General features: G+C 65.1%; 14 protein-coding genes. 8 read left to right on the forward strand and 6 right to left on the reverse strand.

All coding sequences use genetic code 11. The features are described from left to right. Positions 1-96: 96 nt before the first annotated feature. The 6 genes from RMN99_RS12710 to RMN99_RS12735 all read right to left on the reverse strand — a co-directional run bounded on the left by RMN99_RS12710 (position 97) and on the right by RMN99_RS12735 (position 5,655). Positions 97-957 carry a metallophosphoesterase gene (locus RMN99_RS12710; RefSeq protein ID WP_309623690.1) on the reverse strand — a complete coding sequence of 287 codons (861 nt, stop codon included), beginning with the start codon at positions 955-957 and terminating at the stop codon, positions 97-99. Continuing rightward, positions 954-1,805, reverse strand: coding sequence for a diacylglycerol kinase family protein (locus RMN99_RS12715; protein WP_309623691.1), 852 nt, complete (start codon positions 1,803-1,805; stop codon positions 954-956). The genes RMN99_RS12710 and RMN99_RS12715 overlap by 4 nt, the downstream gene beginning before the upstream one ends. Positions 1,806-1,840: 35 nt before the next feature. Further along, on the reverse strand, positions 1,841-2,107 hold the full coding sequence (locus RMN99_RS12720; protein ID WP_309623692.1) for a hypothetical protein: 267 nt from the start codon (positions 2,105-2,107) through the stop codon (positions 1,841-1,843). A gap of 12 nt (positions 2,108-2,119) precedes the next feature. After that, entirely contained in the window at positions 2,120-2,863 is a 744-nt protein-coding gene (locus RMN99_RS12725) for a LytTR family DNA-binding domain-containing protein (RefSeq protein ID WP_309623693.1), read from the reverse strand. Further along, positions 2,856-4,052 carry a histidine kinase gene (locus RMN99_RS12730; protein ID WP_309623694.1) on the reverse strand — a complete coding sequence of 399 codons (1,197 nt, stop codon included), beginning with the start codon at positions 4,050-4,052 and terminating at the stop codon, positions 2,856-2,858. The genes RMN99_RS12725 and RMN99_RS12730 overlap by 8 nt, the downstream gene beginning before the upstream one ends. A gap of 82 nt (positions 4,053-4,134) precedes the next feature. Then, the gene (locus RMN99_RS12735; protein ID WP_309623695.1) at positions 4,135-5,655 is read right to left on the reverse strand and encodes a fumarate hydratase; all 1,521 of its coding nucleotides are present in this window, start codon (positions 5,653-5,655) and stop codon (positions 4,135-4,137) included. Positions 5,656-5,794: 139 nt separating this feature from the next. Here RMN99_RS12735 and RMN99_RS12740 point away from each other — a divergent pair, with 139 nt between their 5' ends. The 8 genes from RMN99_RS12740 to xth all read left to right on the forward strand — a co-directional run bounded on the left by RMN99_RS12740 (position 5,795) and on the right by xth (position 10,874). Further along, on the forward strand, positions 5,795-6,394 hold the full coding sequence (locus tag RMN99_RS12740) for a protein-L-isoaspartate O-methyltransferase (RefSeq protein ID WP_309623696.1): 600 nt from the start codon (positions 5,795-5,797) through the stop codon (positions 6,392-6,394). Positions 6,395-6,398: 4 nt separating this feature from the next. Beyond that, positions 6,399-7,862, forward strand: a complete 1,464-nt coding sequence (locus tag RMN99_RS12745) for a TolC family outer membrane protein (RefSeq protein ID WP_309623697.1) — start codon at positions 6,399-6,401, stop codon at positions 7,860-7,862. 50 nt (positions 7,863-7,912) lie between these two features. Then, on the forward strand, positions 7,913-8,374 hold the full coding sequence (locus RMN99_RS12750) for a DUF2497 domain-containing protein (protein ID WP_309623703.1): 462 nt from the start codon (positions 7,913-7,915) through the stop codon (positions 8,372-8,374). 33 nt (positions 8,375-8,407) lie between these two features. Further along, positions 8,408-8,839, forward strand: a complete 432-nt coding sequence (locus tag RMN99_RS12755; protein ID WP_309623698.1) for an acyl-CoA thioesterase — start codon at positions 8,408-8,410, stop codon at positions 8,837-8,839. Next, positions 8,836-9,225 (forward strand): (2Fe-2S) ferredoxin domain-containing protein, encoded by a 390-nt coding sequence (locus RMN99_RS12760; protein WP_309623699.1) that lies wholly within the window; start codon positions 8,836-8,838, stop codon positions 9,223-9,225. Before RMN99_RS12755 ends, RMN99_RS12760 begins: the two co-directional genes overlap by 4 nt. A 63-nt stretch (positions 9,226-9,288) precedes the next feature. Further along, complete coding sequence (locus tag RMN99_RS12765) at positions 9,289-9,717, forward strand: CBS domain-containing protein (protein ID WP_309623700.1); 429 nt, start codon at positions 9,289-9,291, stop codon at positions 9,715-9,717. A 42-nt stretch (positions 9,718-9,759) separates the two neighbouring features. Continuing rightward, positions 9,760-10,092, forward strand: a complete 333-nt coding sequence (gene erpA, locus RMN99_RS12770) for an iron-sulfur cluster insertion protein ErpA (protein WP_309623701.1) — start codon at positions 9,760-9,762, stop codon at positions 10,090-10,092. Next, positions 10,092-10,874 (forward strand): exodeoxyribonuclease III, encoded by a 783-nt coding sequence (gene xth, locus RMN99_RS12775; protein WP_309623702.1) that lies wholly within the window; start codon positions 10,092-10,094, stop codon positions 10,872-10,874. Before erpA ends, xth begins: the two co-directional genes overlap by 1 nt. The last annotated feature ends 100 nt before the right edge of the window (positions 10,875-10,974 follow it).

The following is a 10,974-nucleotide window of genomic DNA, read 5'->3' on the forward strand; positions in this document are numbered from 1 at the left end:
GCTCCCCCTCCCGGCCACCCATTCAGGGTACTCTCGTGGGTGGCCAGGAGGGGGAGCGGGCCGGTGTTGCCTGTTTCAGCTTCACTGAAACAGACTCTAATGCACCGGCGGATCGACTGCGGGGACATGACCTACCGGGGCAACCGGTTCGCCCGCTTCGCGCGGCGGGAGGGCGTTTTCGGGCACTGCGTCGATCTGCATGTCATCGGTTGGCACGTGTTCGAGATTGCGCACTTCAACCGCGATCCCGCCCGCCGTCACGCGCAGCACGTTAAAGCTGGGCGGGGTCGAACGGATCCGCTGCGAGAGGGTGCCCGCGCCGATCATTCTGAGCGGCCCTGAAGTGGTATGCTGTTCGAGATCGAAAGGATCATGAACATGCCCGCTGAGCACAGCGCTAACCCCGCGCGCCGCCAGCGCCTCCATCGCCCGGGTGCCACCGATAGTCAGGCGTTTGCCGCGGGCATTGCGTTCGGTCAGCGGATGGTGCGCAGTGACGATCGCGCGGGTGCCGCTGGGTAACGCGTCGAGCATATCGCAACATTCGGCCAGCGCCCGGTCGGTGACCCAGCCGTTCGACCAGGGAAAGCGCCACTGTGCGCGCGTTGCGGTCTTGAGCGGGACCACCGCCAGCCCGGGCAGCAGCAGTTCGCGTTCGAGCAGCGTTTCGATCTTGCGGAAGCGGCGATAGGGATCGGTGAAGCGTTCGATCAGGTTGAAATAGGGCATGTCGTGGTTGCCTATCTCGACCGTTACCGGAACATCGAGCGCCGCAATCCAGGCGCTGGCGGCCGCGAATTCGCGGTGCCGCGCGCGCATCGTCAGATCGCCGGTGATCAGCACCGCTGCCGGGCGTTCGCGCGCCAGTTCGGCCTTGAAGAAGCCAAGCGCGCGCTGGTCCTCAAGCCCGAAATGGAGGTCGCTGATGTGATAGAGCGTGAGTGTGGGCGCGGTCATCCCACCGGTGCAAGCAGATTGACCGGCAAGGGCGCAAGCGAAAACGTCTCTTCGGGCTTGCCGGTCATGCGTTCACCATCGACCATCAGGTCCATCGCGGCGCCATTGGCGGTTTGGCAGTGAACCCGGAGATGAGCGCCCAGTTGATCGTGCGGCCCTTCGCGGAAATTGCGGCGCAACAGGGCCAGACCTTGCTTGAGGTAATCGGCCACGCTTTCCGCGCCGTAGCCATCGACCACCAGCCCCGCCGCTTCAGGCACCAGCCGCACCCCGCCATAACCCTCGGCCTTGCCGATATCGGGTTCGCACAGCCGGACCAGCGCGCCATTGCCGCTTTGCCGCGCGGCATCGACCGCGGTCTGCGCCATGGCGACAAGATTGCCTTCGCGCAGTTCCTCGCGCACATCGCTCCATGTGGCGCCAGGCCCGGCCAGCAGTTCGCACACCGCCAGCCCGCCACTCCAGGCGATGCCGCTGCGCTGCACCGGTGCCAGCGCGCCCCTGGCAAAAGCCTCAACCGCGTTTTCCAGCGTCACATCCTCGCCATGCAGCGCGTTGGCCAGCAGGTTGGTCGTGCCGCCGGGTAGCACCAGCACATTGCCTCGCCACCCGCCAAGCCCGGCAATGACCGAGCTTAAGGTGCCATCGCCGGTGAACACCGCCAGCGTGGCCACGCCTGCTGCATCAAGCGCTGCCGGGGCGATATCGGGGTCCTTGGTGATATCGACCAGCCTGTCCGGCGCAAAGCCGGCCTGAGTCAGGCTATCGACCAGCGCCTGCTGCGCGCTTTCGTCGTTGCTGCCGCTCGCCGGATTGACGACGAGCCAGAGGAGGGTGTTGCTGGTCATGCCTGCGCAACCGGTGAACGGCGGCAAAGTTCCCGCTACACCCGTCTGGACAGGATCAACCACGCTGCCAGTGCATTAACCGCAGTGTAAGCGCCATAGAACAGCGCCCAGCCCCAGGATCCCTGCGCCACCATCAGCATCGCACCCAGCAGCATGAGGAATTCTACCGCCAGGCTGAACTTGCCCCCCAGCAGGTGGAAATAGAACGGCACCTGGCCGAGCAGCGGATGCCGGCTTTGCCGCACGGCCTGGTGCACGGCGAAATTGCCAATGCCCAGGAGAAAGATCAGCAGAAGTCCCATCGCAGGACCATCCTAGCGCCCGGCCATGGCCTTTGCACGGGAAAGATAGGTTCGCCCGATTCGCACCTGGCTGCCATCCTCGAGTTCGGCCGACCAGACCCCCAGCCCGTCGTGGCGCAAGCCGGTGATCCGGTCTCGGCGCAGGATGGTTGAGCGGTGCAGGCGGATGAACAGCGCCGGATCAAGCCGCGCTTCGAGCCCTGACACGGTTTGCAGCAGCAGGTAACTGCGGCTGGTGCCGTCTTTCTGCCCGACGTGGAGCCGGACATAATCACGCTCGGCATCGATCCGGTCGACATCGGTGACCGCGATGCGCAGCAGCTCGCTGCGATAGGGCACCCAGAATTCGCCGAGCCAATCGCGCAAACCGCGCGCGCGCGTGCTGCGGCGCGCTGCGGCGCGCGCCACCGCGCGTTCGAGCCGTTCGGGGGTTACCGGTTTCAGCACATAGTCGACCGCTTCGAGATCGAAGGCCTCGACCGCGAAATTGTCGTGCGCCGTGACGAACACCACCGCCGGGGCATCGTCTCGCTTCATCAGCGCGCGGGCCACCGCGATCCCGTCAAGCTCGGGCATGGTCATGTCGAGCAGGACGAGATCGGGCGAAAGCGCTTCGATCGCTTCAAGCGCAGCCTTGCCATCGCGCGCGGTGCCGACGACCCTGAGCGCGGGCAAGGCCGCGCAGATGTGCTCCATCCGTTCGAGCGCAAGCGGCTCGTCATCGACGATCAGCGTGGCCAGGGTTTCGTCAGCCATGCCGTTCCAGCGGCAACCGGATCACCGAGTGCCACCCCCCGTCAGCGCGCGGGCCGGCCGTCAGACTGGCCGCATCGCCATAGCGCGCGGCCAGCCGGTCGCGGACATTGGCGAGCCCGATCCCGAACCCGGCCCGGCCGTTTGCGCTTTCGCCCGGTCCGTCATCGCTGACTTCGATCACCAGGCGCCCTTGCTCGTCGCGCGCGGTGATCGCAACTGTGACCGCGCGGCTGACCGGGGTCACCGCATAGCGCACCGCATTTTCGACCAGCGGCTGCAGGATCATCCCGGGCACGATGATGTCTTCAAGCTCAGCAGGCACATCGAACCGGGTCAGCAGCCGTTCGGGAAAGCGCACCGCCTCGATCTCGAGATAGGCACGCTGCAGGGCCAGCTCCTGTTCGAGCGAAACATAGCCGGTCGGATCCTCGGCCAGGCTACGGCGATAGAACGCGGAAAGCGACTGGATCATCTGCTCGGCCTTGGCCGGCTTGCCGGTCATCACCAGCGCCGACAGCGAATTGAGCGTGTTGAACAGAAAGTGCGGGTTGACCTGATAGCGCAGCGACCTGAGCTCGGCCGCCTTCGCGGCGCGCTTGTATTCACCCTCGCGCCGTTCGGCCAGGCGGGCCTGTTCGGCGTTGACCATCGCGAAATAGAGCGCGGCCCAGGCCAGCAGCAGGAAATAACGGCCGATCGCGATATCGGTCAGCTGGCGCCACAGCCCCTGCTTGGCGAACTGCGCCTGAAGCGCAGCCAGCTGCTGCGGGGTAAGCTGCGGCGGATCGGGAATATCGACCAGCACATTGCCCGCGGTATCGTGACGCAACTGGACATCGCTGGGGTTGCGCTGCTGCTTGAAATTGCGCTGATCGATCCCGGCAAAGACCTGGGTGTTGATCAGCGCCAAGGCCAGCGAGGCCGGCAGCATCACCACCGCCGCAATCGTCATGCGCAGACCGACGCGCTTGTGATCGAACAACCGCAGGATCGACCAGGCCATCGCGGTGACGGCAATTCCGGCCAAAGTCACCAGCGCGCGCAGGCCCAGCATTTCCCAGAAATAGGTCTGGTCGATCAGCGCCGAACGCAGCGAGATAAGCGCCAGATAGCACAGCCACAGCCCCGCGATCGAGAGCAGCACGGTGCGCGCGGGCACGCGGGCGGGAGAGGTTGCAGTCTCATCCATCAGGCGCACAGCGATAGCGGGGAATCATGGCCCATGGCCAGCGGGTTGGTCGAACCGCAAGCAGGGTTCATCGAAGCGCCGATCACCCCAGCAGGTGTTCCCGGGCAATCTTGTCGCGCCACACCAGCGGCGCGAGCTGGTGGACGTTGTTGCCCTCAGAATCGACCGCCACGGTCACCGGCATGTCCTCGACCGTAAATTCGTAGATCGCTTCCATGCCCAGATCCTCGAACGCCACGACCTTGGCTTCGCGGATGGCGCGGCTGACCAGATAGGCCGCGCCGCCCACCGCCATCAGGTAGGCCACCTTGTGGCGCGCAATCTCCTGGACCGCGCCCTGCCCGCGTTCGGCCTTGCCGATCATCGCCAGCAGGCCCAGTTCGAGCATCATGTCGGTAAATTTGTCCATCCGGGTAGCAGTTGTTGGTCCGGCCGGGCCCATCACTTCGCCAAAGACCGGATCGACCGGGCCGACGTAATAGATTGCGCGGTCCTTGAAATCGACTGGCAGCGCCTCGCCCTTGGCCAGCATATCCTGGATCCGCTTGTGCGCCGCATCGCGCCCGGTCAGCATCTTGCCGTTGAGCAGCAGCCGGTCGCCTTGCTTCCAGCTTTGCACCACTGCGGGCGTCAGTGCATCGAGATCGACCCGGATCGCGGCTTTGTCGGGTGCCCAGTGAACGTCGGGCCATTGATCCAGCTTGGGGGTTTCAAGGTAGGTCGGCCCTGATCCATCGAGTGTGAAATGCGCGTGGCGGGTGGCGGCGCAGTTGGGGATCATCGCCACCGGCTTGCCCGCGGCGTGGCACGGCCAGTCGATGATCTTGACATCAAGGATGGTCGAGAGCCCGCCCAGCCCCTGCGCACCGATGCCCAGCGCATTGACCTTGTCGAAAATCTCGATGCGCAGCGCTTCGATATCGTTTTGCGCGCCGCGCTGCTTGAGCTGGGCCATGTCGATCGGTTCCATCAGCGATTGCTTGGCGAGCAGCATGCAGTGTTCCGCAGTGCCGCCGATGCCGATCCCCAGCATCCCCGGCGGGCACCAGCCGGCCCCCATCTGCGGCAGCATTTCAAGCACCCAGTCGACCAGGTTATCGCTGGGGTTCATCATCTTGAACTTGCTCTTGTTCTCGCTCCCGCCGCCCTTGGCCGCCACATCGATCGAAACAGTGCTGCCCGGCACCATATCAACATGCAGCACGCTTGGGGTGTTATCGCGCGTGTTGCGGCGCGTGAACGCGGGATCAGCCAGGATCGAAGCGCGCAGCTTGTTTTCGGGGTTGAGATAGGCGCGGCGCACCCCTTCATCGACCACCTCCTGCAAGGACAGCTTCGATTCGAGCCGGCAGTTCTGGCCCCAGGCGATGAACACATTGACGATGCCGGTATCCTGGCAGATCGGGCGGTGGCCTTCGGCGCACATCCGGCTGTTGGTAAGGATCTGGGCGATTGCATCCTTGGCGGCGGGGCCTTGTTCGGCCTCGTAAGCGACGCCCAGCGCGCGGATGTAATCCATCGGGTGGTAATAGCTGATATACTGCAGCGCATCGGCCACACTATCGATCAGGTCGGCCTCGCGGATGGTCACCATGTCGGTCATCGCCCGATTTCCCTCTTGAACTCGTCCTCGCGCCCCCATAGGCGCAGCTTGGCCGTGTCGTCAAAGCAGACGCAAGCTTGCACGGTTGCCATAACTGTTTTGCCTTTGTAACACAGTGCGCGAAAAGGGCCGAAGAACCATGACCGTAACCGCCGCCATCGATCCTGCTGCTGCCGCTCGCCGGGCGATGATCGACAGCCAGCTTCGGACCAGCGGAATCAACCAGAGCGCCGTGCTTGCCGCGATGGCCGCCGTGCCGCGCGAGGATCATGTCCCGGCAGCCGCGCGCGGTCACGCCTATATCGACCGGGCGATCCCGCTGGAGGGCGGCCGCGCTTTGCCTGCGCCGCTGGTGCAGGCCGCAATGCTGGCGCAGGCTCTGCCCCAGCCGGGTGAGCGTGCGCTGGTGGTCAGTGCCGGCAGCGGCTATCTCGCGGCGTTGGTCGAAGCGATGGGTGCATCGGTCGAAGTGATCGACGCGGCTGATGCCGTGGCCGGTAAGGCCAGATCCGGCGGGTTCGACCTGCTGCTGATCGACGGTGCAGTGGAAGCGCTGCCCGATCCGCTGGTTGCCGTCCTGCGCGACGGCGGACGCGTGGTGACGGGCCTCGTCAGGGGTGCCGTCACCAGCCTTGCAACTGGCCGCAAGGCGGGGGGCAAGGCAGCGCTGACAACCCGCGCCGAGATGGGAATACCGGTGCTGCGCGAATTTGCCGCAGCCAAGAGCTGGAGTTTTTGAGGGCATGGTGAAACCCCGGGTTTCGCGCGCGGCACGATGGTCGCTGTTCGCGGGTTGCGCGTCGCTGCTGGCTTCGCCGGCCTTTGCCGATGACCTGCGCGAGGCGCTGGTCATGGCTTACAACACCAACCCGACGCTGCAGGCTGCGCGCGCGCAGCAACGCGCCACCGACGAAGGTGTGCCGATCGCCCGGTCTAACGGCATGCCAGCCGCCACCGGCACCGCCACCTATACCGAATTCACCACGCGCACCGGCAGTTCGGCCAGCACCACCGCTCCGGCGCGCAATTTCGATGTTGGCGTGCAGTTCAATGTGCCGATCTACACCGGTGGTTCGGTGAAGAATTCGGTGCGGGCGGCTGAAACCCGGGTTGGTGCCGGTCAGGCAGACCTGCGCGGTACCGAAAGCGATATCTTTGTCCAGGTCGTCGCGGCCTATATGGACGTGCTGCTGGCGCAGGAAGTGGTGCGCCTCAACCGCGGCAATGTCGAACGTCTCGACGTCAATCTCCAGGCCACGCGCGACCGGTTCGAAATCGGCGATCTGACCCGGACCGATGTGGCGCAATCGGATTCGCGTCTCGCGCTCGCCAAAGGCCAGCTGCGCAGCGCCGAAGCAAACCTGATCGCGGCGCGCGAACGCTATATCCAGGTGGTCGGTAAGGAGCCGGTCGACCTCAAAGCGCCGCCGCCGCTGATGGGCTTGCCCGAAACGGCGGAAGTGGCCGTGGCCTATGCGCTTGATCATAACCCCGATCTGCTCGCCGCGCGCGAACGCTCAAAGGCGGCGGGCTATGACGTGCGCGTGGCCGGGGCCGCGCGGATGCCGCGGGTGAGCATTTTTGCGGGCGGCAACTATTCGGACTATTTCGGCACCTTCGGCGGCGCCAACGCCCCACTGCTGGACCAGAGCGGCACCTCCTCGCAGGCCGGTGTGCGGGCCACGATCCCGCTGTACCAGGGCGGGGCCCCGGGCGCACAGCGCCGCGCCGCGCAGGCGCGCCAGGACGCGACGATGGAACAGCAGATCGGGATCGAACGCGCGGTCGTGGCCAATGTCCGTTCGGCCTATGCGCAGTGGCAGGCCTCGCTTTCGCTGATCACCTCGTCGCAGACCGCGGTCGATGCGGCAACGCTCAGCCTCGAAGGGGTGCGCGCCGAGAATACGGTCGGCAACCGCACCATCCTCGACATCCTCAACGCCGAACAGGAACTGCTCTCGGCGCAGGTGCAGCTCGAAACCGCGCGGCGCAACGCCTATGTCGCGGGCTTCAATCTGCTGGCCGCGATGGGCCGGGCCGAAGCCCGTGATCTCGGCCTCGACGGCGGCGTTCTGTATGATCCCGAAGTCAATTACGACCGGGTGCGCGGCAAGGTGTGGGACTGGAGCAACGACCCCGATCCGACCACTGAATCGACGCGCACCGTTGACACACGCACCCAGGACGGTTCAATCACCAGTCAGTGATTCTGTCCCACGCCGGGACGGGACAGGACTTTGTGCTTGGAGTTGGGGCGATGCGCCAGGCTGGTGAACCTTCGGTTGAAGAGATTCTTGCGTCGATCAAGAAGGTGATTGCACGTGACAACCGCGAAGGTGCGGCAGTCGAACGGCGCGAACGCGAGGAGCGCGGGATGGGCCAGGATGAACGCGATTTTGCGGGTAACGCAGGCGATCACGACGACGACGTGCTCGATCTTGCCGAATTGGGCGAAGAGGTTGACGCGGATTCCGCTGACGACCGCCTGGTTGCCAGCGAAACCGTCAGCTCGATCAGCGAATCGCTGGCTGCGCTGGCAATGATGGCCCAGCCGCCCGCTGCGCCGCAGATCGTGCGTTCGGGCGAAACCTCGCTTGAAGGCATGGTGCGCGATCTGCTGCGCCCCGAACTGGCGAAATGGCTCGATGCCAACCTGCCCCCGCTGGTCGAACGCCTGGTCGCCACCGAAATCGCCCGGATCGTCGGCAAGAAGGGCTAGGATAAGCGCCACGCCGGCGCTACCGCTGGCGGCATGCCCCGTCCCGAACCTGCCCTGCTCGATCCCGCGCGCTATCCTTTCACGCACGCAGCGACCACGCGCTTTGCCGATGTCGATCCCAACCAGCACCTCAACAACGTGGCGCTGGCGGCGATGATGGAAGACGCGCGGGTGCGTTTCAATCTGGCGATCGGCACGGCGATCAAGATCGGCGAGCGGCGGGCGATGGTCGCCAGTATCAGCATGGACTACCTCGCGCAGGGCCATTTTCCCGATCCGGTTTCGGTGCATTGCGCGATCGAGGGTATCGGGCGGACCAGCTGGACGATCATCCAGCTGCTGGCCCAGAACGGCAAGCCGGTGGCCTTTGCCCGCTCGGTGCTGGTGGCGATCGCTGATGACCGGCCGACCCCGGTGGCAAACGATTACCGCGTGCAGCTGGGCAATTGGATGCTCAAGGCATGAGCGTCGATCCCGGCGATCTGCAAAAGGCGCGCGAAGCCTTGGCTACGACCGGGGGGGACAAGATCCGCCGCCACATCTTCTTGTGTGCCGAAGCGCAAAAAGGCGAATGCTGTTCGCGCGAGGTTGGCAGCGCGGCGTGGAAGCACCTGAAAAAGCGGCTCAAGCAGGACGGGCTCGACCGGGACGGCGGAATTGCCCGGACCAAGGCTGATTGCCTCAAGATCTGCGCCGCAGGGCCGATCGCGGTGGTCTGGCCGGACGGGGTCTGGTATCATTCCTGCACCGCCGCGGTGCTTGACCGGATCGTCACCGAGCACCTGGTCGGCGGCACGCCGGTGGAGGATTTCCGCCTCTATCCGCCGGACGCGGTGCCCGAAGCGCCCTGACTCGCCAAGCGGCCCGCTTCGTGTCATCCTGCCCTTGCCAATAACAGAGGCAGGAGAGGCGCGATGACGATAGCCCGACTGATGCAGGGGCGCAGCGGCGATGTGATCGGCTGCGATGCTGCAGAGCGCGTCGGCGATGCGGTAAAGTTGCTGGCCGAAAAGCGCATCGGGGCGATCCCGGTCTTTTCAGACGGACGCATTGCCGGGATCTTTTCCGAACGCGACGTGGTCTACCAGCTGGCCGCGCATGGCCCCGCGATGCTCGACAAGACGGTGGGCGAGGTGATGACCTCGCCGCCGATCACCGTCGATCCGCAAACCGGTGTACTTGATGCGCTCGGCTTGATGACCCGGCGACGCATCCGCCACTTGCCTGTGGTGGAAAACGACGCGATCTGCGGGTTCGTGTCGATCGGCGATCTGGTCAAATACCGGATCGATGCGATCGTTTCCGAAGCCGAAGCCATGCGCAGCTATATCCAATCTGCATAAGGCTCGCTTGCGGGCGGGCCCCACAGCGCTTACATCGGGACTATGGATGTCCAGACCATGACCCTCAGCCCCAGCGCCGCCGCGCGTGTGGCGGCGATTGCCGCGAAGCAGGGCAAGCCCGCAGTGCTGCGCCTTTCGGTTGAAGGCGGCGGCTGTTCGGGCTTTCAATACAAGTTCGGGCTCGCCGATGCGCCCGAAGCCGATGATCTGGTGGTCGAACAGGGCGGCGTTACCCTGGTGGTCGACAGCGTCAGCCTCGATCTGGTGGCCGGCAGCGTGGTCGATTATGTCGAATCGCTGGGCGGCGCGGCGTTCAAGGTCGAAAATCCCCAGGCAGCCTCGGGCTGCGGTTGCGGTTCGTCCTTCGCTATCTGATGAAGATCGCGACCTACAACATCAACGGGATCAAGGCGCGGTTGCCACGGCTGCTTGAATGGCTGGAAGAAACGCGGCCTGCGGTTGCCTGCTTGCAGGAGATCAAGACCCAGGACGAGGGCTTTCCTGCCGAGGAATTCCACAAGCTGGGATACCAAGCGATCTGGCATGGCCAGAAGGGCTTCAACGGCGTGGCGATCCTGGCCGATGGCACCCAGCCGGTCGAAGTGCAGCGCGGTCTTGCCGGTGAGCCGGAGGACGAGCATTCACGCTATCTCGAAGCCGATGTCTTCGGCGTCCGCGTGGCCTGCATCTATCTGCCCAACGGCAATCCGGTCCCGGGGCCCAAGTTCGACTACAAGCTGCGCTGGATGGAGCGCCTGCGCAGCCGCATGGCCGAGATTTCGGCTGAGGAAGTGCCCGCAGTGGTGACCGGTGATTACAACGTGATCCCGCACGACTGCGATGTCTTCTCGCCCCGCGCGATGGAAGCGGATGCGCTGATGCAGCCCGGTTCGCGCGATGCCTACTTCCGCCTGATGGCCGATGGCTGGACCGATGCGCTCGCCACGCTCAACCCGGCGGGCGGGGTCTGGACCTATTGGGATTATCAGGCCGGAGCCTGGCCCAAGAACCACGGCTTTCGGATCGATCACGCGTTGCTCTCACCCGAAATGGCCGACCGCCTCAAATCTGCTGGAGTCGACAAGGACCATCGCGGCCGCGAGAAAGCCAGCGATCACGCACCGGTGTGGTTTGAATTTGAGTCTTTGCCCGTCTGAGTTTTTGTCGGGTGCGCTTTTCGCCTCCGCGAAAAGCTTGCAACCCCGGCCCGGGGGCCCCCCCCGCCCCCCCAGCAGGGGGAGCGAGGGGGGGGGGGGG

Source organism: Novosphingobium sp., from assembly GCF_031417815.1.
Taxonomy (GTDB): Bacteria; Pseudomonadota; Alphaproteobacteria; order Sphingomonadales; family Sphingomonadaceae; genus Novosphingobium.

Coding starts and splice junctions, on each gene's coding strand:
- RMN99_RS12710 (WP_309623690.1), bottom strand. CDS start 957: ATGACCGCGCCCACACTCACGCTCTATCACATCAGCGACCTCCATTTC.
- RMN99_RS12715 (WP_309623691.1), bottom strand. CDS start 1,805: ATGACCAGCAACACCCTCCTCTGGCTCGTCGTCAATCCGGCGAGCGGC.
- RMN99_RS12720 (WP_309623692.1), bottom strand. CDS start 2,107: ATGGGACTTCTGCTGATCTTTCTCCTGGGCATTGGCAATTTCGCCGTG.
- RMN99_RS12725 (WP_309623693.1), bottom strand. CDS start 2,863: ATGGCTGACGAAACCCTGGCCACGCTGATCGTCGATGACGAGCCGCTT.
- RMN99_RS12730 (WP_309623694.1), bottom strand. CDS start 4,052: ATGGATGAGACTGCAACCTCTCCCGCCCGCGTGCCCGCGCGCACCGTG.
- RMN99_RS12735 (WP_309623695.1), bottom strand. CDS start 5,655: ATGACCGACATGGTGACCATCCGCGAGGCCGACCTGATCGATAGTGTG.
- RMN99_RS12740 (WP_309623696.1), top strand. CDS start 5,795: ATGACCGTAACCGCCGCCATCGATCCTGCTGCTGCCGCTCGCCGGGCG.
- RMN99_RS12745 (WP_309623697.1), top strand. CDS start 6,399: ATGGTGAAACCCCGGGTTTCGCGCGCGGCACGATGGTCGCTGTTCGCG.
- RMN99_RS12750 (WP_309623703.1), top strand. CDS start 7,913: ATGCGCCAGGCTGGTGAACCTTCGGTTGAAGAGATTCTTGCGTCGATC.
- RMN99_RS12755 (WP_309623698.1), top strand. CDS start 8,408: ATGCCCCGTCCCGAACCTGCCCTGCTCGATCCCGCGCGCTATCCTTTC.
- RMN99_RS12760 (WP_309623699.1), top strand. CDS start 8,836: ATGAGCGTCGATCCCGGCGATCTGCAAAAGGCGCGCGAAGCCTTGGCT.
- RMN99_RS12765 (WP_309623700.1), top strand. CDS start 9,289: ATGACGATAGCCCGACTGATGCAGGGGCGCAGCGGCGATGTGATCGGC.
- erpA (WP_309623701.1), top strand. CDS start 9,760: ATGGATGTCCAGACCATGACCCTCAGCCCCAGCGCCGCCGCGCGTGTG.
- xth (WP_309623702.1), top strand. CDS start 10,092: ATGAAGATCGCGACCTACAACATCAACGGGATCAAGGCGCGGTTGCCA.